The sequence below is a fragment of the Pseudomonas brassicacearum genome (assembly GCF_003732175.1).
Lineage (GTDB): Bacteria > Pseudomonadota > Gammaproteobacteria > Pseudomonadales > Pseudomonadaceae > Aquipseudomonas > Aquipseudomonas brassicacearum_G.
This window is the reverse complement of the sequence record NZ_MOBI01000023.1, coordinates 98,659-124,018: the sequence shown is the minus strand read 5'-3', so window position 1 is coordinate 124,018 and position 25,360 is coordinate 98,659. Positions and strand designations below refer to the sequence as shown.

Annotated in this window: 21 protein-coding genes and 2 pseudogenes; 15 read left to right on the top strand and 8 right to left on the bottom strand. The window is 60.1% G+C overall.

What is annotated here, in order from left to right; translation table 11 throughout:
• Positions 1-40: 40 nt before the first annotated feature.
• Together BK658_RS22365 and BK658_RS22360 are read left to right on the top strand one after the other, a co-directional pair.
• On the top strand, positions 41-2,080 hold the full coding sequence (locus BK658_RS22365) for a sensor histidine kinase (protein WP_123584215.1): 2,040 nt from the start codon (positions 41-43) through the stop codon (positions 2,078-2,080).
• 2 nt (positions 2,081-2,082) lie between these two features.
• Positions 2,083-2,664, top strand: a complete 582-nt coding sequence (locus BK658_RS22360; RefSeq protein ID WP_123584214.1) for a cob(I)yrinic acid a,c-diamide adenosyltransferase — start codon at positions 2,083-2,085, stop codon at positions 2,662-2,664.
• A gap of 133 nt (positions 2,665-2,797) precedes the next feature.
• Here BK658_RS22360 and BK658_RS22350 read toward each other — a convergent pair whose 3' ends face one another.
• The 4 genes from BK658_RS22350 to secA form a co-directional block, all read right to left on the bottom strand.
• A complete protein-coding gene (locus BK658_RS22350) occupies positions 2,798-3,742 on the bottom strand; it encodes a Nudix family hydrolase (protein ID WP_123584212.1) in 945 nt (314 codons plus the stop codon).
• A complete protein-coding gene (locus BK658_RS22345; protein WP_123584211.1) occupies positions 3,739-4,371 on the bottom strand; it encodes a glutathione S-transferase family protein in 633 nt (210 codons plus the stop codon). The genes BK658_RS22350 and BK658_RS22345 overlap by 4 nt, the downstream gene beginning before the upstream one ends.
• 173 nt (positions 4,372-4,544) lie before the next feature.
• Positions 4,545-5,762, bottom strand: a complete 1,218-nt coding sequence (gene argJ / locus BK658_RS22340) for a bifunctional glutamate N-acetyltransferase/amino-acid acetyltransferase ArgJ (protein WP_123584210.1) — start codon at positions 5,760-5,762, stop codon at positions 4,545-4,547.
• A 138-nt stretch (positions 5,763-5,900) separates the two neighbouring features.
• Positions 5,901-8,636, bottom strand: coding sequence for a preprotein translocase subunit SecA (gene secA / locus BK658_RS22335; RefSeq protein WP_123584209.1), 2,736 nt, complete (start codon positions 8,634-8,636; stop codon positions 5,901-5,903).
• Between the two features lie 306 nt (positions 8,637-8,942).
• Here secA and BK658_RS22330 point away from each other — a divergent pair, with 306 nt between their 5' ends.
• On the top strand, positions 8,943-9,398 hold the full coding sequence (locus BK658_RS22330; RefSeq protein WP_123584208.1) for a DUF721 domain-containing protein: 456 nt from the start codon (positions 8,943-8,945) through the stop codon (positions 9,396-9,398).
• 128 nt (positions 9,399-9,526) lie between these two features.
• Here BK658_RS22330 and BK658_RS22325 read toward each other — a convergent pair.
• Positions 9,527-9,622, bottom strand: a pseudogene (locus tag BK658_RS22325) (hypothetical protein); the annotation flags it as partial.
• A 225-nt stretch (positions 9,623-9,847) separates the two neighbouring features.
• On the opposite strand from BK658_RS22325, the pseudogene BK658_RS30925 reads away from it, so the two are divergent.
• From BK658_RS30925 to BK658_RS22305, 5 genes and pseudogenes are all read left to right on the top strand, one after another.
• Positions 9,848-10,879: pseudogene (locus tag BK658_RS30925) on the top strand (HAMP domain-containing protein); the annotation flags it as partial.
• Between the two features lie 93 nt (positions 10,880-10,972).
• Complete coding sequence (locus tag BK658_RS30920; protein ID WP_473218513.1) at positions 10,973-11,737, top strand: methyl-accepting chemotaxis protein; 765 nt, start codon at positions 10,973-10,975, stop codon at positions 11,735-11,737.
• Positions 11,738-11,959: 222 nt separating this feature from the next.
• Entirely contained in the window at positions 11,960-13,048 is a 1,089-nt protein-coding gene (locus BK658_RS22315; RefSeq protein ID WP_185019884.1) for an N-acetylglucosaminyl phosphatidylglycerol synthase, read from the top strand.
• Between the two features lie 4 nt (positions 13,049-13,052).
• Positions 13,053-13,817 carry an N-acetylglucosaminyl phosphatidylglycerol deacetylase gene (locus BK658_RS22310; protein ID WP_185019882.1) on the top strand — a complete coding sequence of 255 codons (765 nt, stop codon included), beginning with the start codon at positions 13,053-13,055 and terminating at the stop codon, positions 13,815-13,817.
• On the top strand, positions 13,814-14,809 hold the full coding sequence (locus BK658_RS22305) for a glucosaminyl phosphatidylglycerol flippase (protein ID WP_123584204.1): 996 nt from the start codon (positions 13,814-13,816) through the stop codon (positions 14,807-14,809). Before BK658_RS22310 ends, BK658_RS22305 begins: the two co-directional genes overlap by 4 nt.
• Here BK658_RS22305 and BK658_RS30410 read toward each other — a convergent pair.
• Positions 14,796-14,996 (bottom strand): hypothetical protein, encoded by a 201-nt coding sequence (locus BK658_RS30410; protein WP_123584203.1) that lies wholly within the window; start codon positions 14,994-14,996, stop codon positions 14,796-14,798. The two genes, BK658_RS22305 and BK658_RS30410, sit on opposite strands and share 14 nt — an antisense overlap.
• Before the next feature lie 156 nt (positions 14,997-15,152).
• Positions 15,153-16,001 (bottom strand): formyltetrahydrofolate deformylase, encoded by an 849-nt coding sequence (gene purU, locus BK658_RS22295; protein WP_123584202.1) that lies wholly within the window; start codon positions 15,999-16,001, stop codon positions 15,153-15,155.
• Positions 16,002-16,340: 339 nt separating this feature from the next.
• Here purU and mvaT point away from each other — a divergent pair, with 339 nt between their 5' ends.
• On the top strand, positions 16,341-16,715 hold the full coding sequence (mvaT, locus tag BK658_RS22290) for a histone-like nucleoid-structuring protein MvaT (protein WP_005790963.1): 375 nt from the start codon (positions 16,341-16,343) through the stop codon (positions 16,713-16,715).
• A gap of 100 nt (positions 16,716-16,815) precedes the next feature.
• Here the strand turns inward: mvaT and sbcB are convergent, their stop codons facing one another.
• Positions 16,816-18,243 carry an exodeoxyribonuclease I gene (gene sbcB, locus BK658_RS22285; protein WP_123584201.1) on the bottom strand — a complete coding sequence of 476 codons (1,428 nt, stop codon included), beginning with the start codon at positions 18,241-18,243 and terminating at the stop codon, positions 16,816-16,818.
• Between the two features lie 174 nt (positions 18,244-18,417).
• Between sbcB and BK658_RS22280 the strand changes: the two genes are divergently transcribed.
• The 6 genes from BK658_RS22280 (at position 18,418) to BK658_RS22255 (ending at position 25,343) form a co-directional block, all read left to right on the top strand.
• Positions 18,418-19,143, top strand: a complete 726-nt coding sequence (locus tag BK658_RS22280; RefSeq protein WP_123584200.1) for an RDD family protein — start codon at positions 18,418-18,420, stop codon at positions 19,141-19,143.
• Positions 19,140-20,120 carry a stage II sporulation protein M gene (locus tag BK658_RS22275; RefSeq protein WP_123584199.1) on the top strand — a complete coding sequence of 327 codons (981 nt, stop codon included), beginning with the start codon at positions 19,140-19,142 and terminating at the stop codon, positions 20,118-20,120. Before BK658_RS22280 ends, BK658_RS22275 begins: the two co-directional genes overlap by 4 nt.
• On the top strand, positions 20,107-21,645 hold the full coding sequence (locus tag BK658_RS22270) for a DUF4129 domain-containing protein (RefSeq protein WP_123584198.1): 1,539 nt from the start codon (positions 20,107-20,109) through the stop codon (positions 21,643-21,645). Before BK658_RS22275 ends, BK658_RS22270 begins: the two co-directional genes overlap by 14 nt.
• On the top strand, positions 21,642-22,799 hold the full coding sequence (locus tag BK658_RS22265) for a DUF4350 domain-containing protein (RefSeq protein ID WP_123584197.1): 1,158 nt from the start codon (positions 21,642-21,644) through the stop codon (positions 22,797-22,799). Before BK658_RS22270 ends, BK658_RS22265 begins: the two co-directional genes overlap by 4 nt.
• Positions 22,796-23,797 (top strand): AAA family ATPase, encoded by a 1,002-nt coding sequence (locus tag BK658_RS22260; RefSeq protein ID WP_123584196.1) that lies wholly within the window; start codon positions 22,796-22,798, stop codon positions 23,795-23,797. Before BK658_RS22265 ends, BK658_RS22260 begins: the two co-directional genes overlap by 4 nt.
• Before the next feature lie 214 nt (positions 23,798-24,011).
• Positions 24,012-25,343: a DUF58 domain-containing protein gene (locus tag BK658_RS22255; RefSeq protein ID WP_123584195.1), complete on the top strand. Its 1,332-nt coding sequence runs from the start codon at positions 24,012-24,014 to the stop codon at positions 25,341-25,343.
• The last annotated feature ends 17 nt before the right edge of the window (positions 25,344-25,360 follow it).

Genomic DNA, 25,360 nt, shown 5'->3' with positions numbered 1-25,360 from the left:
GGCTACGCTGCCTTCCTGTTCCTTTTTAGCGACGACCCCGATGCCATTGCGCCAGCGCCTTGAAAACCTGCCGGTCGGCCAGAAACTGCTAGCCGCCCTGTTGGTGCTGTTGACCACCGTGTTGCTGGTGGCCAACCTGACCTTTATCAGCGCCGCCTATTGGATCTCCCAGGAAAGCATGGCCCCGCAGGCCTTGCAGAGCATCGGCCGGCTGGTGGCCAACCCGTCCATCGCCGACCAGGCGCTCAACTCTCCCGAAGAAGCCCAACGGCTGCTCAACGAACTCAACAGCTATTCACCGCTGCGAGCCGCAGCGCTGTATGACGGCAAAGGCCTGCGCCTGGCGCAAGTGCAGCACGGCGACAAACTCAAGCTGCCCGAGCACTATCGAAACATCGAGGCCTGGCAGGCCTCCGAGTTTCGCAGCAATCAGCTGATCACCCTGTTGCGCCCGGGCGAGGCGCCGGGTCATCTGCTACTGGTGGCCAGCAGCGAATTGCCGATGGCGTTCTACACCGGCACCCTGACCGCCAGCCTCGGGATTCTGATTTTCAGCGTGCTGCTGTGGCTGGTGATTGCCCGGCAGATCAAACGCCTGATCACCCGGCCGATTCATGAACTCGAAGAATTGTCCCGGCAGGTGACTCGCGAAGAAAACTACGCCTTGCGTGCGTCTCGCGGCAACCACGACGAAATCGGCAGCCTTGCCGAAGCCTTCAACACCATGCTCTCGCGCATCGAAGCCCGTGAACAGCAACTCAAGCGCGCGCGGGACGACTCCCAGGCCGCCTACGACCAGGCCCAGGGCCTGGCCGAAGAAACCCGTCATACCAACCGTAAACTGGAGCTGGAAGTCCAGGTGCGGAGCAAAATCGAGAAGAAACTCACCGGTTTTCAGAACTACCTCAACAGCATCATCGACTCGATGCCTTCGGCGCTGATCGCCCTCGATGAACAACTCTACGTGACCCAATGGAACCAGGAAGCCAGCGCGCTTTCCGGTACCCGTCTGGACGAAGCGCTGAACCAGCCGATCTTCCTCGCCTTTCAACCACTGAAACCTTTCCTGCCGCAGCTCAAGGAAACCGTCGAGCAGCACAGCGTGGTCAAGATCGAGCGCGTCACCTGGATCAAGGATGACGAACCCAAGCATTACGCGCTGACCTTTTATCCATTGATGGGCGGTGCCGGACGCGGCGTGGTGATCCGGATCGACGACATTACCCAGCGCCTGTCCCTCGAAGAAATGATGGTGCAGTCGGAAAAAATGCTCTCGGTCGGTGGCCTCGCCGCTGGCATGGCCCATGAAATCAACAACCCCTTGGGAGCGATCCTGCACAACGTGCAGAACATTCGCCGGCGCTTGTCGGCCGACCTGCCGAAGAACATCGAAACCGCCGAACAGATCGGCATCGAACTGGACAGCGTCAATCGCTACCTGCAAAACCGCGAAGTCCCGCAACTGCTCGACGGCATTCAACAGGCCGGTGCCCGGGCCGCGAAAATCGTCACCCACATGCTCAGTTTCAGTCGTCGCAGCAACCGCCAAATGGCCCCGTGCGACCTGCCGGCACTGATCGATCAAGCCGTGGAGATCGCCAGCAACGACTTCGACCTGGCCATCGGCTTCGACTTCAAGGGCCAGGCCATCATTCGTCAGTTCGACCCGCAACTGGGGCCAGTACCCGGCACCGCCAACGAGCTCGAACAAGTGCTGCTCAACCTGCTGAAAAACGCTGCTCAGGCGATTCACCAACGCGAAAACGCCACAGAGCCGGGACGGATCATTCTGCGCACCCGACTGAACCCGCCATGGGCGGAAATCCAGGTCGAAGATAACGGCGTGGGCATGAGCGAGAACGTACGCAAACGCACCTTCGAACCGTTCTTCACCACCAAGGAAATCGGCCAGGGCACCGGCCTCGGGTTGTCGGTGTCGTACTTCATCATCACCAACAACCACAAGGGTCAGATGGAAGTGCAATCGACCCTCGGCCAAGGCACGTGCTTCACCTTGCGCCTGCCATTGGCGGGCGCCACCCCGCTCGCCTCTCACGAACTCAAACAACTGGAGCGCTAAGCATGGGTTTTCGCTTGTCGAAGATTTACACCCGCACCGGCGACAAAGGTGAAACCGGGCTTGGCGACGGTCGCCGCGTACCGAAGGACCATCCACGGGTCGAAGCCATCGGTGAAGTCGATACGCTGAACAGTCAGCTGGGGTTGCTGTTGGCTGGCTTGACCGAGCAACGCCACGCCCATCCTGGCCTGGTTGAGGTGATCGAGGTGCTTGAGCCGTGTCAGCACCGGTTGTTCGATTTGGGGGGCGAACTGGCAATGCCGGTGTATCAGGCCTTGAATGCCGCCGAAGTTGAACGCCTGGAAGCGGCGATCGATATCTGGAACGAGGAGCTGGGACCGCTGGAAAACTTCATTCTGCCCGGCGGTTCAGCCTTGATAGCCCAAGCCCACGTCTGCCGCAGTCTGGCACGCAGTGCCGAGCGACGTTGTCAGCATCTGAACGCGCTGGAGCCATTGGCCGGGGTTGGTCTGGCCTATATCAATCGCTTGTCAGACCTGTTGTTTGTGGCGGCCCGGCTGATTGCCAAGCGCCAGGGGATTGCCGAGATTTTGTGGCAAGCGGCGGCGAAACCCCAAACCTGAGCTGATCGTTCCCACGCTCCGCGTGGGAATGCCGCGATGGACGCTCCGCGTCCGCCGTTGACGCTGTGACGCAGAGCGTCACGGGATGCATTCCCACGCAGAGCGTGGGAACGATCAATGGCTACACCGCAGATCAGGCCTCAGGCCAAAACGCCCGTATCCCCGCCACGCCCTGCGCGCCCGCTTCCCAGGCTTTTTGCCGTTCGGCAGGCCCCACACCACCGAGCAGGAACACCGGTTTGCTGAACCCTGCAATCAACTGCGAGGCCTGCTCCCAACCCAGTGGTGATGCATCCGGATGAGTCTGGGTCGGCTGAACCGGTGACAGGGTGACGAAGTCCACGCCCATCTGCTCCGCCAGGCTCAGCTCTTCAGCGTTGTGGCAAGACGCCGCCAACCAGCGCGAGGCTGGCACTGGACGCCCGGCACTGGCGTATTTGCGCAGTTGCGCGGCGGTGATGTGCCAACCGGCGGCCGGAAAGTCTCCCAACCACTCGAACGGACCCTTGAGCATCAGTTGCGCCTTGCCGGCACACAAACCCACCGCATCCACCGCCAGATCGCGGTATTGCGGGTCGTAGCCATTCGGGGCGCGCAACTGAATCAGTTTGATCCCGCCAGCGATGGCCTTCTGAATACCGCGCAGCATGGCCGGCGTTTCCAGGCCTTCCGGGGTAATCAGGTATTCGCCTGGCAGGCGCGCAGCCGCCACGATCGGCTGGTTGGCGGCCGGGAACTCGTAGTCGCGCAGTTCACGCGCCGTCACCCATGCCAGAGGCTGGCCTTCGGCGCCATGAGGTTCGCCGGTAAACGCCGAGACCTCCCAGACATCCAGCAACACTTGCTTGTCTGGATAGTCATGCTGAACCTTGATCAATGGCCGAGCGGCACTGACCACGATACCCAATTCTTCCTGCAGCTCACGGGACAGCGCGGCTTGCACCGCTTCGCCGTCCTCGACCTTGCCGCCGGGAAACTCCCACAGGCCGCCCTGGTGCTGGGTATCGGCGCGGCGAGCGATGAGGATCTTGCCGCTGGCATCACGGATGACAGCCGCTGCTACATGAACTCGTTTCACCGCACTATTTCCTCTAGACCGGCTTTCTGCCAGGCCTTGAAGGCCGGCCATTGATAAATCGCTTCGACATAGGCCGCATCCGCCGCCGGTAGCGCGACTTGATAAGTACGCAGGCGTACGGCTATGGGGGCGAAGAAGGCGTCCGCCAGACTCACAGCACCGAACAGGAACGGACCGGGTTCGGTTGCGACCGCGCGGCATTCAGCCCACAAGGCCAGCATCCGCTCGATCTCCACCTGCACTTCAGGCGGCATTGGCGACAACGGCGCATCGTGGCTCAGGTCAAACGGCATGTTGCTACGCATGGCGAAGAAGCCGCTGTGCATTTGTGCGCAGGCCGAACGGGCCTGGGCGCGGGCGGCGATATCCTTCGGCCAGAGGTTGGCGTTCGGGAAACGCTCAACCAGGTACTCGGCGATGGCCAACGAGTCGGCAATGGTCCCGTGTTCGGTTTTCAGCAATGGGACTTTGGCGGTCGGTGAATGCTTGAGCAGGCGTTCACGGGTGTCCGGCTGGTTCAGCTTGATCAGTTCTTCGGTATAGGTCGCGCCGGCCAGTTCCAGCGCCAAAGCGCCGCGCAGGGACCAGGAGGAATACAGTTTGTCGCCGATGATCAGGTGGTAGCTCATGTTCAGGACCTTTTGATGAAATGAACAAGCCAGTCTTTTGGTGACTGACAGACCGTTATCGCGAGCAGGCTCGCTCCCACATTGGATTCCGTCGTACACAACTACTGTGTTCAATGAAGATCTACTGTGGGAGCGAGCTTGCTCGCGATTGGAGCGATACGGTCTAAACGTAATTACGTGCGGTATTCGGCGTTGATTTTGACGTATTCGTGGGACAGGTCGGTGGTCCAGATGGTTTCGCTGCAATCGCCGCGACCCAGTTCGATACGAATGGTGATTTCTTCACGTTGCATCACGGCCGAGCCCTGGGCTTCGGTGTAAGTCGCGGCACGGGCACCGCGGCTGGCGATGCAGACTTCACCCAGGAACACGTCGATCTTGCTCACGTCCAGGTTCGGCACGCCGGCACGGCCAACGGCTGCCAAGATGCGCCCCCAGTTTGGATCGGAAGCGAACAGCGCGGTCTTGATCAATGGCGAATGCGCCACGGTGTAACCGACGTCCAGGCACTCCTGGTGATTGCCGCCGCCGTTGACTTCAACGGTGACGAACTTGGTCGCGCCTTCGCCGTCGCGAACGATCGCCTGGGCGACGTCCATGCACACCTCAAACACCGCTTTTTTCAGCGCTGCAAACAATGGGCCGCTGGCCTCGGTGATTTCCGGCAGTGCGGCTTTACCAGTGGCGATCAGCATGCAGCAGTCGTTGGTCGAGGTGTCGCCATCGATGGTGATGCGGTTGAACGACTTGTTGGCGCCGTCCAGCAACAGGTTCTGCAATACGTCGCGGGAGACTTTGGCGTCGGTGGCGATGTAACCGAGCATGGTCGCCATGTTCGGGCGAATCATGCCGGCGCCTTTGCTGATACCGGTGACGGTGATGGTCACGCCTTCATGCTGGAACTGCCGGCTCGCACCCTTTGGCAGGGTGTCGGTGGTCATGATCCCGGTGGCTGCAGCTTCCCAGTTGTTCTCCGACAAGTCGTCGAGAGCGGCTTGCAGCGCACCTTCGATCTTCTCGACCGGCAGCGGCTCACCGATCACGCCAGTGGAGTACGGCAGCACAAGGCTGGCGTCGACGCCGGTCAATTCAGCCAGCTTGGCACAGGTGCGCTCGGCAGCAGCCAAACCGGGCTCACCGGTACCGGCGTTGGCATTGCCGGTGTTGGTCAGCAGGTAACGTACCGGGCCTTGTACACGTTGCTTGGCCAAAATCACCGGTGCTGCGCAAAACGCGTTCAACGTGAACACACCGGCCACCGTGGAACCTTCAGCGCAGCGCATGACCACGACATCTTTGCGCCCGGGGCGCTTGATGCCAGCCGAAGCGATACCGAGTTCAAAACCGGCAACCGGGTGCAACGTTGGCAAAGGACCAAGACCAACAGCCATGAAAGCGCTCCTCTTAATGTAATGTCTGCACCGTCGTCGCCCTGTTCTTTTTAACCTGGCATCGGTGTTTTAAATGGTAAAACGCCGCGACGGCTGATGCCGGTCGCGGCGCGGGTATTTCAATGTCTGGCAGAAATCTTAGTTGATCTGGCCGTGACAGTGCTTGAACTTCTTGCCCGAACCGCAGTAGCACAGTTCATTGCGGCCCAGCTTCTGCTCGTTGCGCACCGGAGCGGCAGCGAGCGCCACATCGACCTCTTCACCCAACAATTCCGGTTGCTCGAGGCCTGGGGCTTCGTCGTGCTGGAATTGCATGCGTGCGGCCAATGCCTCGGCTTCCTGACGCAGGCGCGCTTCTTCTTCGACCGGATCTTCGCGGCGAACCTGAACGTGCGACAGCACACGAATCGAGTCGCGTTTGATCGAGTCCAGCAGCTCGGAGAACAGCGTGAACGACTCGCGCTTGTATTCCTGCTTCGGGTTCTTCTGCGCATAGCCACGCAAGTGGATACCGTGGCGCAGGTGATCCATGGTCGACAGGTGGTCTTTCCACAGGTCGTCCAGAACGCGCAGCACGATTTGCTTCTCGAAGGTGCGCAGCGCTTCGGCGCTCGCCTGCTCTTCTTTCTCGTTGTACGCCGCCAGCAGCTCGTGCATCAGCTTCTCGCGCAGGGTTTCTTCGTACAGGTGATCGTCTTCGTCGAGCCATTGCTGGATCGGCAGTTGCACCCCGAAATCGCTTTGCAGGGCTGCTTCCAGACCGGCAACGTCCCACTGCTCTGGCAACGATTGCGGCGGAATGTGCGCGCTGACCGTTGCGTTGAGCACGTCCTGACGGAAGTCGGCAATGGTTTCGCCGATGTTGTCCGCGGCCAGCAACGTGTTACGCATGTGATAGATCACTTTACGCTGTTCGTTGTTGACGTCGTCGAACTCGAGCAGTTGCTTGCGAATGTCGAAGTTACGACCTTCAACCTTGCGCTGAGCCTTTTCGATGGCGTTGGTCACCATGCGGTGCTCGATCGCTTCGCCAGGCTGCATGCCCAGGGCCTTCATGAAGTTCTTCACCCGGTCAGAGGCAAAGATACGCATCAGGCTGTCTTCCAGCGACAGGTAGAAACGGCTGGAACCGGCGTCACCCTGACGACCGGCACGACCACGCAGCTGGTTGTCGATACGGCGCGATTCGTGACGCTCGGAGGCGATCACCTGCAAACCGCCCGACTCGAGCACTTGCTGGTGACGCTTCTGCCAGTCGGCCTTGATCTGGGCAATCTGCTCGGGTGTCGGATCCTCAAGGGAGGCGACTTCCACTTCCCAGTTACCGCCCAACAGGATGTCGGTACCGCGACCGGCCATGTTGGTGGCGATGGTCAGTGCACCCGGACGACCGGCCTGAGCGATGATTTCAGCTTCTTTTTCGTGGAACTTGGCGTTCAGAACCTTGTGTTCGATGCCTTCCTTCACGAGCAGGCTGGACATGTGCTCGGACGTTTCGATGGTCGCGGTGCCCACCAGTACCGGCCGGCCCTGAGCCATGCTTTCCTTGATATCGGCAACGATGGCCGCGTACTTCTCGTCCGCGGTGAGGAACACCAGGTCGTTGTAGTCTTTACGCGCCAGCGGCTTGTTCGGTGGAATGACCATCACCGCCAGACCGTAGATCTGGTGGAATTCGAACGCTTCGGTGTCCGCCGTACCGGTCATGCCGGACAGCTTGCTGTAGAGACGGAAGTAGTTCTGGAACGTGGTCGAAGCCAGGGTCTGGCTTTCGGCCTGGATGTTCAGATTTTCCTTGGCTTCGATGGCCTGGTGCAGGCCTTCGGACAGACGGCGACCCGGCATGGTACGACCGGTGTGTTCGTCGACCAGGACGACCTGACCGTCCTGGACGATGTATTCGACGTTGCGATTGAACAGCTTGTGCGCGCGCAGACCGGCATAAACGTGGGTCAGCAGGCCCAGGTTGTGTGACGAGTACAGGCTCTCGCCTTCGGCCAGCAGGCCAATGCGGGTCAGCACGTCTTCGATGTACTGGTGACCGGCTTCGTTGAGTTCGACCTGACGGGTCTTCTCATCGACGGTGTAGTGACCGGCCTTGGTGACGACGCCTTCCACTTCCTCGACGTGCAGCTCCAGTTGCGGGATCAGTTTGTTGATCTCGATGTAGAGCTTGGAGCTGTCTTCAGCCTGACCGGAAATGATCAGCGGGGTACGGGCTTCGTCGATGAGGATCGAGTCGACTTCGTCGATCACGGCAAAATTGAGTTCGCGCTGGAATTTTTCTTCCATGCTGAACGCCATGTTGTCGCGCAGGTAGTCGAAACCGAATTCGTTGTTGGTGCCGTAGGTGATGTCGGCGGCATAGGCCGCGCGCTTCTCTTCCGGCGGCTGGAACGGCGTGACTACGCCGACGCTCAGGCCGAGGAATTCGTAGAGCGGACGCATCCAGTTGGCGTCACGACGAGCCAGGTAGTCGTTCACGGTAACAACGTGCACGCCCTTGCCGGACAGCGCGTTCAGGTAAACCGCCAGTGTCGCCACCAGGGTCTTGCCTTCACCGGTACGCATTTCGGCAATCATGCCTTCGTGCAAGGTCATGCCGCCAATCAACTGAACGTCGAAGTGGCGCATACCCATAACCCGCTTGCCGGCTTCACGGGCAACCGCAAAGGCTTCAGGCAGCAGTTTGTCGAGGCTTTCACCTTTGGCGATGCGGGCCTTGAACTCATCAGTCTTGGCGCGCAGCTGATCGTCCGAAAGGGCCACCATTTGCTCTTCGAAGGCATTGACGATCTGTACCGTCTTGAGCATGCGTTTGACTTCACGCTCGTTCTTGCTTCCAAAAAGTTTCTTTAACAAAGGCGCAAACATATCGGCAGGATCTTCCACACAAAGGGATGGAGGGCGGCCCCGTGAGTCGCCCGTGCAGCCCTCATGGCCGCATGCGAACGAGCATTCTACCCGGAAACGATGGTGAGGAAAGTGGCGTTGTTCCACGATGCATGCACAGCGCTGTTACGGGGCTCACTTAAAATAAGGGCATTTTGCTGAACTTCAAGCCATTCACGCCAGAAGTTACTCATTGATTTAATGAGTAAAGCGCTCACAAAGCAATGGCTCAGGCGCATCAAGTGCTTTCTGCTACCATGGCGGCTCTGTTACTTCAGGTGTCTGATCATGGCATTTCGCCCTCTTACGGCCAGAGCACCCTCCGTTCTACTTCGCGAAGCCAAACCGTTAAAAGCCATTTTCGGCCACGCACAACGCCTGGGTCATTTACAGCGTTTGCTGGAAAGCCAGCTGCAGCCGGCCGCCCGTGAACATTGTCATGTGGCGTCATGGCGCGAGGGCAGCCTGTTGCTGATCGTCACCGACGGTCATTGGGCAACCCGCCTTCGGTATCAGCAGAAGCGTCTGCAACGGCAATTACAGATGTTTGACGAGTTCGCCAGCCTGACGCGAATCCTGTTCAAGGTACAACCACCGACCGTGCAGCAAGGCGCCGTCGGCCACACCATGGACCTGTCGAGCGATGCGGCGGCGACCATTCAGGCCACCGCCGACGGCATCAGCGACCCGAAATTGCGCGCAGCGCTGGAACGCCTCGCGGCGCACGCCAAACCCAAGACCTGATGCATTTCCAATGTGGGAGCGAGCCTGCTCGCGATGGCGGCTTACCAGTCAACATCTCTACCGAATGTTAAACCGCTATCGCGAGCAGGCTCGCTCCCACATTTTGACTGTGCCCGTTCAAAAAATATTTAGCGGCGTTTGCTGCCGCCGAGCAACGAGCCCATCAAGCCGCGGACCACTTGTCGCCCCAGCTGATTGACCGCCTGTCGCATCGCCGACTCCAAGCCCTACGCCGATAACGAGTTGCAATGAGTCAGGCATTTCGTCGCTCCTGGTTAAGCTTTAGTCCTGCGCAGCCGATAGATACAAACAAGAGACCAGACTGAAAATCAGGTCCGATAATTCCCTCAGGACAGACGGAAATATCAGCTTATGTGCGACAGCGCCCGTTTTACGCGCTTTTTCAAGCAACACGCCCCAACAATAAGACCTTAGCGGACACCCAAGCCATGAACAAAAACCTGCGCTTCAGCCACAAAATCCTGCTTGCCGCCGCGCTCATCGTCATTGCCGCCTTCGCTTCGTTCACGCTGTACAACGACTATTTACAGCGCAACGCGATTCGCCAGGACCTGGACAATTACCTGCATGAGATGGGCGATGTCACTTCCTCCAATATCCAGTCCTGGCTCGCCGGGCGGATTCTCATGGTGGAAAACCTGGCCCAGAACATCGCTCTCAACCCCGAACACGGCAACGTTGCCAACCTGCTTGAGCAAAATGCCCTGGCGTCGACCTTCATGGCCCGGTACCTGGGCGATGCCAGCGGCACGTTCATCAACCGCCCGGACTCCAAGATGCCGGACGGCTACGACCCAAGAGTTCGTCCTTGGTACAAAGGCGCAGAAAACAGCAACGGCTCGACGCTCACCGAACCGTATATCGATGCGGCAACCGGCCAGACCATCATCTCCATCGCCACCGCCTCGAAAAAAGCCGGGCAAAGCGTGGGGGTGGTCGGCGGTGACCTGAGCCTGCAAACCCTGATCGACACCCTGACCGCGCGTGACTTTGGTGGCATGGGCTACGCCTTCCTGGTCAGCGCCGACGGCAAGATCCTGGTCCACCCGGACAAAACCATGGTGATGAAGTCCCTCAGCGAAGCTTACCCGACGAACACCCCGCGTATCGGTGGCGGCATCAGTGAAGTCGAGGTCAACGGCAAAACCCGCATCGTCACCTTCACCCCGATCAAAGGCCTGCCATCGGTCAACTGGTACGTCGGTCTGTCGGTGGACAAAGACAAAGCCTTCTCGATGCTCAGCAGCTTCCGTACCTCGGCCATCATTGCCACGATCATTGCCGTGGCAATCATCATCGCCTTGCTCGGTATGCTGATCCGTATCCTGATCCAGCCACTGCACGTAATGACCCGCGCGATGCAGGACATTGCCGACGGTGAAGGCGACCTGACCCGTCGCCTGACCATCCAGAGCCAGGACGAGTTCGGCATCCTGGGCAGCGCGTTCAACCGCTTCGTCGAGCGTATCCACGGCTCGATCCGCGAAGTGTCGTCGGCGACCGAGCACGTCAACGAAGTCGCTCTGCGAGTGGTCAGCGCATCGAACTCGTCGATGCTCAACTCCGATGAACAATCGAGCCGGACCAACAGTGTGGCGGCCGCGATCAATCAGCTGGGCGCTGCAGCTCAGGAAATCGCCCGTAACGCGGCGCAGGCCTCTCATCAGGCCAGCGATGCCCGCAGCCTGGCCGAAGACGGCCAGCAAGTGGTCGACCGCAGCATTGCGGCGATGAATCAGCTGTCGAGCATGCTCAGCGCCTCCAGCACCAACATCGAGTCGCTGAACAGCAAAACCGTGAACATCGGGCAGATTCTCGAAGTCATCACCAGCATCTCCCAGCAAACCAACCTGCTGGCACTCAACGCAGCGATTGAAGCCGCGCGGGCCGGTGAGGCGGGACGTGGTTTCGCGGTGGTCGCCGATGAAGTGCGCAACCTGGCGCACCGCACCCAGGAATCGGCGCAGCAAGTGCAGACCATGATCGAGGAGCTGCAAATCGGCGCCCGCGAGTCGGTCAGCACCATGAGCGACAGCCAGCGTCACAGCCAGGACAGCGTAGAGATCGCCAACCTCGCCGGTGAGCGCCTGAACAGCGTGACCTTGCGCATCGGCGAGATCGACGGCATGAACCAGTCGGTGGCCACCGCCACTGAAGAGCAAACCGCCGTGGTCGAGTCGATCAACGTCGACATCAGCGAAATCAACACGCTGAATCAAGAAGGCGTGGAAAACCTGCAATCGACACTGCGCGCCTGTTCCGACCTGGAGCAGCAAGCGGCGCGGTTGAAGCAGTTGGTCGGTAGTTTCAGGATCTGACGCGCCCTTGACGGCCCCATCGCGAGCAGGCTCGCTCCCACAGGTTCACCGCGAACCCTTGTGGGAGCGAGCCTGCTCGCGATAGCGGCCTGTCAACCACTACAACACCTCACTGACACCCCGCCACAAATCCCCAACCGAACATCTATTCTTCATAAGGGTCACCCCTAAGGAGAACAACGGATAGAAGGGAGGGTTATCGTGCATATCGCTGACATCACCATGTTCTACGCACCGGCCAGCGGTGGCGTGCGTACTTATCTGGATGCCAAGCACCGCCGTTTGGGTCGCAAGCCGGGGATTCGTCACAGCTTGCTGATCCCGGGGGCCCGCCTGAGCGAGCAGGACGGTGTTTACAAGGTTCCCGCCCCGGCCCTGCCCTTCGGCAAAGGCTATCGCTTTCCGCTACGACTGGCGCCCTGGCGCAATGCCCTGCACGAACTGCAACCGGACCTGATAGAAGTCGGCGATCCTTACCTGACAGCTTGGGCAGCGCTGAATGCGCGGCGCGAACTGGACGTTCCAGTGATTGGTTTCTATCACTCCGACTTGCCACTTTTGGCGAGTAATCGTGTGGGCAACTGGGTCACGCCCAATGTCGAAGCGTATGTCCGCAAGTTGTACGGCAACTTTGACCGGGTGCTGACGCCGAGCCAGATCATGGCCGAGAAGCTCATGGGGCTAGGGGTCAAAAACGTTTACGTCCAGCCCTTGGGCGTGGACCTGCAAACCTTCAATCCGGATGCCCGCGACCCGAATCTGCGGGCGAAGCTCAAAATCGCCGAAGACACTCGACTGCTGATTTTCGCCGGGCGAGGCTCCAAGGAGAAAAACATTCCCGTCCTGCTCAATTGCATGAAGCGCCTGGGAAACCGCTATCACCTTCTGCTGGTCGGCGCCTCGGTGTCGGCACAGGTACCGGACAACGTCACGCTGGTCAATGAGTTCTGCCCTGCATCACAAGTGGCCCGGCTGATGGCCAGCGCCGATGCCTTGCTGCACGCAGGCGATCAGGAAACCTTTGGCCTGGTCGTTCTCGAAGCCATGGCCTGTGGCATTCCAGTGGTCGCGGTAGCTGCGGGCGCCTTCAACGAAATCATCAACGAGCACTGCGGCATACTCTGCGCTCCCAACAATCCAGTGGCGATGGCCAACGCCGTGCGCGAACTGTTTGCACAGCGTAACGATCTCGGTCGATACGCCCGCCGTCATGTCGAACAGCATTACGCCTGGGATTCAGTGGTCAACAGCCTGATGGGTCACTATTACGCAGTCCTCGGCGCCCCTTTGCCGCAGCTGAGCAATGGCTGACGCCATGAACACGCCCAGCCTGCTACTGGTGCTGCATGACGTCACCCCGCAAAGCTGGGCCGACTATCAGCCATTTGTCGAAGCGGTGGACGCGCTCGGCGAAGTGCCGATGACATGGCTGGTCGTTCCCGACTTTCACAAACACCACGACCTCGATAGCCATCCGGATTTTCGGGGCGTGCTGACCCGCCGCATCGAGCGTGGCGACGAACTGGCACTGCACGGTTATTACCATTGCGATGACAGCCCGCCAACGGCACGCCCCCGTGACTGGTTCATGCGCCGGGTCTACACCCATGAAGGCGAGTTCTACAGTCTTTCGCAATCGGCCGCGCTCGCCCGCCTGCTCGCCGGGATCGAATTGTTCAACCGATACAACTGGCCACTGGAGGGCTTTGTTGCACCGGCCTGGCTGATGAGCGAACGCACGCGTCAAGCCCTGCGCCAGCTACCGCTGAGCTACACCAGTGATCCGCAGCACCTGTATCGCCTGCCGGATTTCTCCCGGGTCAACGCCCCAGGCCTGGTCTGGAGCGCGCGCAGTGCCTGGCGTCGTGGCGTGTCGAAACTTGTCAGCGCTCAACGCGAACTGCGCTGGCAGCACGCCCCGGTGATTCGCCTGGGTGTGCACCCGGTGGACATGCGCCATGAGTTTTCCCGCACGTACTGGCTGCACACCCTCGAACGCTTGCTCAATGACGGCCGAATGCCAATGACCAAGGCCCAGTGGCTGCGCACACAAAGCGCTCAGATCAGTAGCGCCGCATGAGTCGCGTCCTGTGGCTGGTCGCCGCCCTGCTCTGCGCAGTGCTGATCCCGCTAATGCTCGGCGCCAATGAACTATGGCCACGACTGCAGCACTTCCCGCTGACATTGTTGCTGACGATGCCCTGCATGATCCTGCTCTGCTGGTTCACCAACTCAATACGCTTGCGCTTGTTACTCGGTGAGCAGCGCAGCCGGATAAGCCGCCTGAAAAGCCTTGGGGTGGTGATGTCCACCGAGTTCGCAATTTGCGCGACCCCGGGCGGCGGCGGTGGACCGTTGACACTGATGGCCCTGCTGGCCCGCAATGGTGTGCGCCCGGCCCATGGCAGTGCGGTGTTCGCCATGGATCAGTTGAGCGATTTGCTGTTCTTCCTCTGCGCGCTGATCGCCATCGTGGTGTATGCGCTGTTTCAGCACCTGAGTCAGAACCTGGAGTGGATGCTGACGCTCAGCGCCATTTCGATGGTCGGCGGCCTGCTCGGTTGCGTGGTGGTGGCACGCTACCATCGCCTGCTGATTCGCCTCAGCGGTCGCGTGCTCAAGCACTTCAAACTCAACGCTGCCACCCGGCGCCGTTGGGCACGCAAGCTGCTGCACTTTCTTGCGGCCTTCACGGAAACACTCAAGTTGCCTGCTCACACACTGATCAGCGTATTTGCGCTGACCTGCGTGCACTGGTTACTGCGCTACAGCGTGTTGTATCTGGCCTTGCGGGGGCTGGGCACGGATCTTCAGTGGGCCTGGAGCTTTCTGATCCAGATGCTGTCACTCAGCGCCGGGCAGTTCAGCCTGCTGCCGGGCGGTGCCGGCGCGGCGGAATTGACGTCGGCAGCGCTGTTGGCGCCCATGGTGGGAAAATCGACGGCGGCGGCAGCGATTCTGATCTGGCGAGCGGTGACCTATTACTTCTACTTGCTGGCCGGCGCACCGGTGTTCTTGCTGATGGCCGGCAAACCCTTGCTGAACAAACTGATGAAGATCAAACAGGCTTAGGGGCGGCCTTTTCAGGGCCCGCAGCTGCATTGTCAACGTCTGGTTTCAACTGCTCCCACAACTGTGCGGCACCGGGAAACTCCGTGCCGTCTTCAGGGCTCAGCTCATCCGGGTCGTACCGACTCAGACACCCCTCGCCCAACGTCGCGGGGGCTTTGGATGTTGCCTTATCCAGTGGATCAGCCATCCCCCCTACCTCACTCTTGCGTAGATCGTTCCCATGCTCTGCGTGGGAATGCAGCCCGGGACGCTCTGCGTCCCAAAAAGCGGACGCAGAGCGTCCGGTGAGGCATTCCCACGCGGGAGCGTGGGAACGATCTACGCTCCCGCGTGGGAACGATCATCAGAACACCACGGTCTTGTTGCCATGCACCAGCACGCGGTCTTCCAGGTGATAGCGCAGGCCGCGGGCCAGCACCATCTTCTCGACGTCACGGCCGAAACGCACCATGTCTTCAATACTGTCGCTGTGGCTGACGCGCACCACGTCCTGCTCGATGATTGGACCGGCGTCCAACTCTTCGGTCACGTAGTGGCAGGTCGCGCCGATCAGCTTCACGCCACGCATCGACGCCTGGTGGTACGGCTTGGCACCGACAAACGATGGCAAGAAGCTGTGGTGAATGTTGATGACCTTGTGAGAGTACTCGGTGCACAGCTCCGGCGGCAGGATCTGCATGTAACGCGCCAGCACCACCACTTCGGCGTCGTGCTGTTTGACCAGGCGCGAAACGTCGGCAAATGCCGGCTCTTTGTTCTGCGGGTCCACCGGCACGTGGTAATAAGGAATGCCATGCCACTCGACCATGCTGCGCAGGTCGTCATGGTTGGAAATCACGCAGGAGATTTCGCAGTCCAGCTCGTCGCTGTGCCAGCGGTGCAACAAGTCAGCCAGGCAGTGGGATTCGCGGCTGGCCATCAGCACCACGCGTTTTTTCTGCGCGGTGTCGGTGATCCGCCAGCTCATCGAAAACTCTTCGGCGATCGGTGCAAAGGCCTCACGAAACGCCTCAAGGCCGAACGGCAGCGAATCGGCACGAATTTCGTGACGCATGAAGAACCAGCCACTGAGCGTGTCCGAGTGATGGCTCGCTTCAGTGATCCAGCCATTGTGTGACGCCAGAAAGTTACTGACTTTAGCAACGATACCGACGCGGTCCGGGCAAGCAATCACTAGCCGAAAAGTGCGCATGGGGAAAAACTCCAGAACTTCGCAAAGGCCGCCATTCTAGCGATTGCGCAGCAAAACTGCAGTAATCCTGATGCCTTGCCCTGTAGAGTACGGCCTCGCGCTGCCGATTGGCGGCATCTGAACGCTCAACAATGTTCTATTGGCGAAATACGCAAGCGGGCTTTTGTGAGTATCTGTGATGAAACCCTGACAAGTTTTAACAGTGGCGTGAGGCTTTTTTCGCTGAACACTCTAATTAAATTAAATAAAAGCCGGCTTAAATGTTTACTTGATGAAACACCCTGACTATTATTGCGCCACTGTACCCTGTCATCCAGCGCCCAACATAAGGTAGTCCTCATGTCCTTGATCAACGAATACCGTGCCACCGAAGAAGCTATCAAAGAGCTGCAAGCCCGTTTGAAGAACCTGTCCCAAGACGACAAACTGCAAACCGAGCTGGAATTCGAAGGCAAACTGCGTACCCTGATGGGCGAATACTCCAAGTCCCTGCGCGACATCATCGCCCTGCTGGATCCAGAGTCCAAAGTTAAAGCGCCACGCGGTGCTGTAAAAACTACCGGCACCAAGCGCGCTCGCAAGGTTAAACAATACAAAAACCCGCACAACGGCGAAGTCATCGAAACCAAAGGTGGCAACCACAAGACGCTGAAAGAGTGGAAAGCCAAGTGGGGCGGTGACGTGGTTGAAGGCTGGGCTACCCTGCTGGGCTAAGCCGCAACCCGCTTCGCAGGTTCATTTGCGAACACCCAAAAACGCCAGCGTCTGCTGGCGTTTTTTTATGCCCCGCCTTCAGGTATTTGTACAGCTTGTTTCAAAGCTCCAAACGCTTGCGTAATGAGTCGACATACTCGCGCCACTCGTCCAGTACCTGTTGCTGAATCGCTGTAGCACTAAGCGAGCATTGCGCCATTGCCTCATTAAACCCCTGCAAGGTATTGGGCGCTCCCCATCCGGCGTCTGACAAACGTTGCTGACAGAATAATCTCCAGCGCTCGTGCTCCTCGTGACTCAAGGTCTCGGGAAAGTTACGGGCACGATAACGAAATAATAATTCCGGCAAACGTTCATCATCGAACAGCCATTGCTCTTGCGCTAATTGCATCGGGTCCGCATTTCGGACTTGTTCGCATAAACGCCGGTCCCGATCGCCAATGAAGCCGTCGTATAACTGTTGTTCAGGGTCCTCGCTCGGCGTGAAATCCTCGTGGGCATAAATGGCCAGAACTTTATCTCGCCATACTTCTTGTGCGTCACTTAGGCGCAGTGCGCGCGCTTCATACTGCGCCATGTCCAGTTGCAGTCGTTGCCGGTCTTCGGCACGCAACACCGACAACGGTGCCACCACCGGGCAACGGTTGATGTGAATCAGTTTGAGCGGCACCGGTAATTCGCCTTTGAGCAAATCGTCACGACGGGTGTACAAACGCTGACGCAAGGTCTCGGCGTCCTGGTCGAGTAGCCCCTGCGGGTCGAGATGCAGGTCGCAGACAATCAGTGCATTGCGATTGCGCGGGTGCCAGGCCAACGGCAAGACCACCCCGACATAGCTGCGGGCCGCCGAGAAACGCCCGGAGATATGCACCATCGGTTGCAACAGCCGGATCTGATCCATGACCTTCTGCTTGCTGCGCAGTTTGAACAGCCAGTCGTAGAGTTTTGGCTGCTTGTCGCGGATCAACCGCGCCAAGGCAATCGTCGCGCGCACATCGGACAATGCATCGTGAGCCTGACCATGGTCGATGCCATTGGCAGCAGTCAGGCGTTCGAGTTTCAACGTGACGCGACCTTCCTCTTCAGGCCAGACGATACCGTCCGGGCGCAACGCATACGCCGCACGCACCACATCGATCAGATCCCAGCGACTGTTGCCGCCCTGCCACTCCCGCGCGTACGGATCAAAGAAACTCCGGTACAGGCTGTAACGGGTCATTTCATCATCGAAGCGCAAGGTGTTGTAACCGGCACCACAGGTTCCGGGGGCCGCAAGTTGCGCATGCACCCGGGTCATGAAGTCGGCCTCACTCAGGCCTTGCTCGGCCAGGCGGCCGGGGGTGATGCCGGTAATCATGCACGCCGCCGGGTGAGGCAGGATGTCGTCACTCGGCTGGCAGTAGAGATTGACCGGCTCGTCGATCTCGTTGAGGTCGAGGTCGGTGCGAATTCCGGCCACTTGCAGCGGACGGTCGCAGCGCGGTGAGATGCCAGTGGTTTCGTAGTCGTACCAGAAGATGGAGGTCACGGGGCGTTCCTGAACTTGAGACGGGCGAAGTCTAGGCGCTCAAGCGCGGCGCCGACCAGCAATCTTGCTATTCAAGCATTTCTCGCTGATACCTTGTCATACATAGTTATGTCGTTAGCGCTGCGAAGGCTGCTAGCATCGAATGAGTATTGAATCCCAACCATCAGGTTGCTCATGCGCAAGACTTCAGCACTGCCAAGGACAGCAACGCTGCCCCCGCCACTGGACACGCGGCATCAGGTTGAAACGCCGGAAGGCATCGATCTGCCGCTGCGACCTGCCGGGTTGATGCCCCGTGTACTGGCGTTTGCCATCGACCTGGGGGTGCGCGGTCTGGTGCTGGGCTTGCTGTTTATTGTCCTGGCCTTGCTGGGGAGCGTCGGCATCGGGCTGGGCTCGGTGCTGCTGTTTCTGGTCAGTTGGTGGTACATGGTGCTGTTCGAGGTCCTCAACCAGGGCAGCTCGCCGGGTAAACAGCTGATGGGGCTGCGCGTGGTGCATGACGATGGAACGCCCGTTGGCTGGCCAGCCTCGCTGATCCGCAACCTGTTGCGGTTCGTCGACATGCTGCCGTTCGGCTACAGCCTCGGCGCCATCAGTTGCCTGCAGCATCCGACCTTCAAACGGCTGGGCGATATTGCGGCCGGCACACTGGTGATCTACCGCGAACAAGCGGTCACCCGACCACAGATTCCGCAAGCCCTGGCACTGCACCCGCCCTTTGCGCTGACCCTCAATGAGCAACGCGCGGTGCTGGGTTTCGCCGAGCGTCAGACGGAGCTCTCCAGTGAACGGGTCAATGAGCTGGCCGCCATCCTCGCCGAGCCGCTCCATGTCTCACCGCCCCACGCAGTCGCCAAACTCAATGGCATCGCCCGCAGTTTGCTGGGGCCGGCATGAAACAGAGTCTTTTCGAAAATTGCCATCGAGCCGAATGGGATCAATTTGCCCAACGACTCGATTTGCTTGAACGCGGCAAAGCCAATGCCCACGATGGCACCTCGTTCCCCAAGGATTACCGACGGCTGTGCCAGCACCTCGCGCTGGCACAGGAGCGCGGCTACAGCAGCTACCTGATCGACCCCTTGCAACAGCTGGTACTGCGCGGGCACCAACAGCTTTACCGGCATCGCGGTCGGGTCGGTGCCCACCTGCTGGCCTTCGTCCTCGCCGGTTTTCCTCGACTGGTCCGTGAGCAATGGCCTTTCGTGCTGGTCTCGAGCCTGCTGTTTTTCGGCTCGCTGGTGGGCATCGGTTTGCTGGTGTACCTGTACCCCGAGCTGATTTACAGCCTGGTCCCGGCCGAACAGGTGTCCGAGATGCAAAGCATGTACGACCCGGCAGCCGGTCACTTGGGGCGCCTGGGTGAACGCGCCGCCAGCGACGACTGGGTCATGTTCGGTTACTACATCATGCACAACATCGGCATCGCCTTTCAGACCTATGCCAGCGGATTGCTGTTTGGCCTGGGCAGCGTGTTTTTCCTGTTCTTCAACGGTTTGATGATCGGTGCGGTTGCCGGTCACCTGACGCACATCGGCTACGGGGAAAACTTCTGGTCATTCGTCATCGGCCATGGTGCCTTCGAACTCAGCGCCATCGCCCTGGCCGGTGCGGCTGGCCTGCAACTGGGCTGGGCGCTGATCGCCCCTGGCCGCTTGCCACGCGGTGAAGCCCTGCGCCTGGCGGCTCATAAAAGCGTCTTGATGATCTGCGGCGTCATGCTGTTTCTACTGCTTGCTGCGTTTATCGAGGCCTATTGGTCATCCCGCGCCGGGCTTGCACCGCCGATCAAATACCTGGTGGGCGCAGCCCTCTGGGTGGTGATGGGGATTTACCTGATATTTGCCGGACGCACACACCATGCGCCTGAGTGACGCCAGCGTGGTCATTCGCCCTCGTACCACCTGGGAAGCCATGGACCTCGGCGTTCTGCTGAACCAGCAACATCGCCGCCTGCTGATGACCAGTTGGGCAATCGTCACGTTACCGGTGTTCGCCCTGCTGACCCTGTTGCTGTGGGACTCGCCCTCAATGGTCGTGCTGTTGTTCTGGTGGTTGAAACCGGCGTTCGAACGATTGCCGCTGTACATCCTCTCCAGTGCCCTGTTCGGCGAAACCCCGACCTTGAGACAGGCGCTGCGCCAATGGCCGCGACTGCTCAAACCGCAGCTGCTGGCCAGCCTGACATGGCGGCGCTTTGGCCTGAGTCGCAGCTTCATCATGCCGGTCGTGCAACTTGAAGGACTCAGCGGTCTGGCACGCCAGCAGCGCCTGGCCGTGCTGCAACAACGCGATCGCGGCGCAGCACGCTGGCTGACGCTGATTGGCGCGCATCTGGAGACCGCCCTGTGGATCGGTCTGATGGTGCTGTTCTATTTTTTGCTGCCCACACAAATAGAACTGAACTGGGACTGGCAAACGCTGATCGCCGCCCCTGAACAGGACTGGCTCTGGCTGGACCACCTGATCAATGCGCTCTACGCGCTGATCCTGATCATGTGGGAACCGATCTACGTCGCCTGCGGTTTCAGCTTGTACCTGAACCGCCGTACCCGACTCGAAGCCTGGGATATCGAACTGGTGTTCCGCCGTCTGCGCCAGCGCCTGAGCAGCGTCGCCACCTGCCTGCTGATGCTCGGGCTACTGTGGTTGCCCGCCACGCAGCCTCTCTGGGCCGCCGAACCCGCCGATGCACCCGACAGCCCGCGCCTGCTCCAGCAACCGCTGACCAGCCAGGCCGCCAGCAACAGCATCAAGGCCATACTCGACACACCACCGTTCAAGAATCCGCAGACCGTTACCCACTATCGCTTTGCTAAAGAAACGCCCGATCAAGCTGCCGACACGCAAACACCGGGTTGGCTCAAAGCGTTTTTCGCACTGTTCGACAGCCAGCGCTTCGCCGGTCTGGCGCAGGTCATCGAGGTGCTGCTGTGGGCGAGTGTCATCGGCGCCATCGCGTTGCTGATCTGGCGTTACCGCGACTGGCTACGGACCTTTGTCAGCCGCCGTCCAAAACTGCGCCAAACGTCCGCACACCCTGCGCCGGCACAACTGTTCGGCCTTGATCTCGACCGGGAAACCCTGCCGGACGATATCGCCGCCAGTGTCGAAAGCCTCTGGTCGACCCAGCCCCGCGAAGCCCTCGGCTTGCTCTATCGGGCCTTGCTCAGCCGTTTGCTGCACGACTTCAACCTCCCGTTGAAAACCGCCGACACCGAGGGCCAGGTGCTGGAACGGGTCCAGCAGTTGCAAGCGCCGGCTCTGCAAACCTTCAGCAGCACGTTGACGGTGCACTGGCAGAACATGGCCTATGGGCATCGCTTGCCACCGGCACACCTGCAACAGGAACTGTGTGACGGCTGGCGGGCGTTGTTCGGCCCGGGAGCCACGCGTTGAATCGGCGCCTGATCCCTGGCCTGCTGATTGCCGGGCTGCTCGCTGCATTGGCTGTTTATCTGTACCAGCAGGTCACGCCCTATCAGGAAGTCATCGACCACGGACCTTCCCCCGAAGCCCGGGCCAACCCGTATCTGGCGGCCGAACACTTTTTGCGTCAACAAGGGCTGACCGTGACTCACGCCAACAGCCTCGAGATCCTGCCGTATCTGGAACCGCAGCAACAGAGCCTGTTACTGCTCGGTGATCGCGCCAACATGACCCCGCGCCAGGCCGATCAGGTGCTGAACTGGACCCGTGCCGGTGGACGTTTACTGTTTGTGGCCGAAGCCTTGTGGAATGAAAAAACCGGCAAGAGCGGCGACCTGCTGCTCGACCGGGTGCAACTGCATCAATCCATGAGCAAAGACCTCAAGGATCCACCGCCCGATGCCGAGGCTGATCCTTACCCGAACCTGACCAAACTCTATCTCGAAGACGAAGACGCTCCGGCCTACGCCAGCTTCGATCCGCAGTTTCATCTCGACGACCCGAAAAACCTCGCTCAGTCCTGGGCCAACAGCGCCTTGGCCACCCACATGATGCAACTCGGTTACGGCCTGGGTTCCATCACGGTAGTCACTGACGCCGAATTGTGGAAAACCCCGAACATCGGTCAATACGACAATGCCTGGCTGCTTTGGTATCTGTATTCAGACACGGGCGTGACCCTGCTCTTCACGATTGATCACGACAACCTGCTGACCTTGCTGCTGCGTTATTTCCCGCAGGCACTGGTGGCGCTCGTCGCGTTGATCGGCCTGTGGATCTGGCATGTCGGGTTACGTCAGGGCCCCGCGCAGGCACCGGCACCCAAAGCCCGTCGGCAACTTCAGGAGCATTTGCGTGCCAGTGCAGACTTCATGCTGCGGCGCAACGGTCAGCAGAGCCTGCTGCTGGCTCTGCAACACGATGTACTGCGCCGCGCCCGACACCGTCACCCAGGCTTCGAACAACTCGGCGTAGCCGAACAATGGCAGGTGCTCGCGCGCCTGACCGGCCAACCGACCCGCGCCATCAGCCAGGCACTCAGCCCACGGCCCGAACAGCGGCTGTCCAGCGCTGAGTTCAGCCGTCAGGTCGCCCACCTGCAAACCCTCAGGAATGCCTTATGAATGACTCCACCGAACCTGCCGGTCTGACCCATGCAACCCAACAACGCCAGCGCGCCAGCCAACTGGCGCAAGCGGTGCGCCTTGAATTGCAAAAGGCCGTCATCGGCCAGGACACGGTCATTGACGATGTGCTCAGCGCACTGATTGCTGGCGGACATGTGCTGCTCGAAGGCGTTCCGGGGTTGGGCAAGACCTTGCTGGTACGCGCCCTCGCCCGCTGCTTCGGAGGCGAGTTTGCGCGCATTCAGTTCACCCCGGACCTGATGCCCAGCGACGTCACCGGGCACGCGGTGTACGACCTGCAAACCGAACAATTCAAACTGCGTAAAGGCCCGTTGTTCACCAACCTGCTGCTGGCCGACGAAATCAACCGCGCACCGGCGAAAACCCAGGCTGCGCTGCTCGAAGCCATGCAGGAACGCCAGGTCACCCTTGAAGGACGCGCCCTGCCGATTGCACAACCGTTCATGGTGCTGGCGACGCAAAACCCCATCGAACAGGAAGGCACTTACCCCCTGCCCGAAGCAGAACTCGACCGTTTCATGCTCAAGGTACGCATGGACTATCCCGACGCCGATCAGGAGCTGAACATGGTCCGTCAGGTCAGCCGCTCGACCCGCGCCGACATGCTCGATGTGCAACCACTGCGCACCGTCCTGCAAGCCAAGGATGTACTGGCCCTGCAACGGATCGCCAGCGACCTGCCGCTGGATGAACAGGTGCTGGACTACGCCGTGCGCCTGGCGCGCACCACCCGCAACTGGCCCGGCCTGACCCTCGGTGCCGGCCCACGGGCGACGATTGCCCTGGTACGGGTCGCACGGGCCCGGGCGCTGCTGCGCGGTGGCGAGTTCGTGATTCCGGATGACATCAAAGGCTGCGCACTGGCCGTATTGCGCCATCGCGTGCGCATCGCCCCGGAGCTGGACATCGAAGGGCTGGAAGTCGACCAGGTGCTCAGGCAACTGCTCGATCAGGTTCCGGCGCCAAGAGCGTGAGCAACGCCCTCCTGCCGACGGGCTCCCCTGTGGCGAGGGGGCTTGCCCCCGTTGGGCTGCGAAGCGGCCCCAAAACAGGCCATCGAGTAATGTCAGGTAATACGCGTCTCTCGGTTTTACGACTGCTTCGCAGCCGAGCGCGGGCAAGCCCGCTCGCCACAATGGTTTTACTCCTGGTCGATGAGCCAGACCTCTACCGGAGAGCCGCTACGCCATGAAACCCACCCGCCTACTGCTGATCTGGCTCTCTGTCTTGCTCGGGCTGAGCATCGTGCTCGGTACATTAAGGGCGCTGGGTTTCAGCGTTGCACCGAGCCTGCTGTCGATCAACTGGGGCTTGCTGCTGGCGCTGCTATTGCTGGCGCTGCTCGATGCCGTCCGGCTGATGCGCCTGCCGTCACCCAGCGTGCAACGTCAGATGCCCGGCAGCCTCGCGCTCGGACGCTGGAGTGAGGTGAGCGTCCGTATTCAACACGACTATCCGCACCCCTTGAACGTGCAACTGTTCGACCACGTCCCCGACGGCCTGAGCTTCGAACACCTGCCGCACTCGGTCGAACTGCAACCCGGCCAGCACAGCCTGATCAGTTATCGCCTGCGCCCTCTGCGGCGCGGCCATTTCAGCTTCGAGCACTGCGAAATCAACCTGCCCAGCCCCTTCGGTTTATGGTCCGCCCGGCGCTATCTGAACGTCACCGACAGCACCCGCGTCTACCCGGATTTCGCCCGTCTGTACGGTGCGCAGTTGCTGGCCGTCGACAACTGGCTCAACCAGCTCGGCGTGCGCCAACGGCAACGTCGTGGGTTGGGTCTGGAGTTTCATCAACTGCGCGAATTTCGCGAAGGCGACAGCCTGCGCCAGATCGACTGGAAAGCCACCGCCCGCCAACGCACACCGATTGCCCGTGAGTACCAGGACGAGCGCGACCAGCAGATCATCTTCCTGCTCGACTGCGGCCGCCACATGCGCAGCCTGGACGGTGAACTGGCGCATTTCGACCACGCCCTCAACGCCTGTCTGCTGCTCAGCTACGTGGCGTTACGTCAGGGCGATGCCGTCGGTCTTTGCACCTTCGCGGGCGATCAACCACGCTACCTCGCCCCGGTCAAAGGTACTGGCCAACTCAATGTGTTGCTCAACACCGTCTACGACCTGGACAGCAGCCAACGCCCGGCCGACTACCAGGCTGCCGCCAGCCAATTGCTGGCCCGTCAAAAACGTCGGGCGCTGGTGGTGCTGATCACCAACCTGCGTGATGAAGACGATGACGAATTGCTCAGCACGGTCAAACGCATCGGCCGCCAACATCGGGTGTTAGTGGCGAGTTTGCGCGAAGGAATACTCGATCAGGTACGGCAGTCACCCGTGCAAACCCTGGATGAAGCCCTGGCTTACTGCGGCACGGTGGATTATTTGAATGCCCGGGCCGAACTCCATGAGCGGCTGAGCGCCCATGGCGTGTTGGTGGTGGATACCCTGCCCTCAGAACTGGGGGCCGGGTTAGTCACGCATTACTTGAACTGGAAAAGGGGCGGTACAGCTTGAACCAACCCCGGTTGTCT

Excerpts from the sequence above, each read along its gene's own strand:
- BK658_RS22365 (WP_123584215.1), top strand. The coding sequence starts at position 41 with ATGCCATTGCGCCAGCGCCTTGAAAACCTGCCGGTCGGCCAGAAACTG.
- BK658_RS22360 (WP_123584214.1), top strand. The coding sequence starts at position 2,083 with ATGGGTTTTCGCTTGTCGAAGATTTACACCCGCACCGGCGACAAAGGT.
- BK658_RS22345 (WP_123584211.1), bottom strand. The coding sequence starts at position 4,371 with ATGAGCTACCACCTGATCATCGGCGACAAACTGTATTCCTCCTGGTCC.
- argJ (WP_123584210.1), bottom strand. The coding sequence starts at position 5,762 with ATGGCTGTTGGTCTTGGTCCTTTGCCAACGTTGCACCCGGTTGCCGGT.
- secA (WP_123584209.1), bottom strand. The coding sequence starts at position 8,636 with ATGTTTGCGCCTTTGTTAAAGAAACTTTTTGGAAGCAAGAACGAGCGT.
- BK658_RS22330 (WP_123584208.1), top strand. The coding sequence starts at position 8,943 with ATGGCATTTCGCCCTCTTACGGCCAGAGCACCCTCCGTTCTACTTCGC.
- BK658_RS30920 (WP_473218513.1), top strand. The coding sequence starts at position 10,973 with ATGCTCAACTCCGATGAACAATCGAGCCGGACCAACAGTGTGGCGGCC.
- BK658_RS22315 (WP_185019884.1), top strand. The coding sequence starts at position 11,960 with ATGTTCTACGCACCGGCCAGCGGTGGCGTGCGTACTTATCTGGATGCC.
- BK658_RS22310 (WP_185019882.1), top strand. The coding sequence starts at position 13,053 with ATGAACACGCCCAGCCTGCTACTGGTGCTGCATGACGTCACCCCGCAA.
- BK658_RS22305 (WP_123584204.1), top strand. The coding sequence starts at position 13,814 with ATGAGTCGCGTCCTGTGGCTGGTCGCCGCCCTGCTCTGCGCAGTGCTG.
- BK658_RS30410 (WP_123584203.1), bottom strand. The coding sequence starts at position 14,996 with ATGGCTGATCCACTGGATAAGGCAACATCCAAAGCCCCCGCGACGTTG.
- purU (WP_123584202.1), bottom strand. The coding sequence starts at position 16,001 with ATGCGCACTTTTCGGCTAGTGATTGCTTGCCCGGACCGCGTCGGTATC.
- mvaT (WP_005790963.1), top strand. The coding sequence starts at position 16,341 with ATGTCCTTGATCAACGAATACCGTGCCACCGAAGAAGCTATCAAAGAG.
- BK658_RS22280 (WP_123584200.1), top strand. The coding sequence starts at position 18,418 with ATGCGCAAGACTTCAGCACTGCCAAGGACAGCAACGCTGCCCCCGCCA.
- BK658_RS22275 (WP_123584199.1), top strand. The coding sequence starts at position 19,140 with ATGAAACAGAGTCTTTTCGAAAATTGCCATCGAGCCGAATGGGATCAA.
- BK658_RS22270 (WP_123584198.1), top strand. The coding sequence starts at position 20,107 with ATGCGCCTGAGTGACGCCAGCGTGGTCATTCGCCCTCGTACCACCTGG.
- BK658_RS22260 (WP_123584196.1), top strand. The coding sequence starts at position 22,796 with ATGAATGACTCCACCGAACCTGCCGGTCTGACCCATGCAACCCAACAA.
- BK658_RS22255 (WP_123584195.1), top strand. The coding sequence starts at position 24,012 with ATGAAACCCACCCGCCTACTGCTGATCTGGCTCTCTGTCTTGCTCGGG.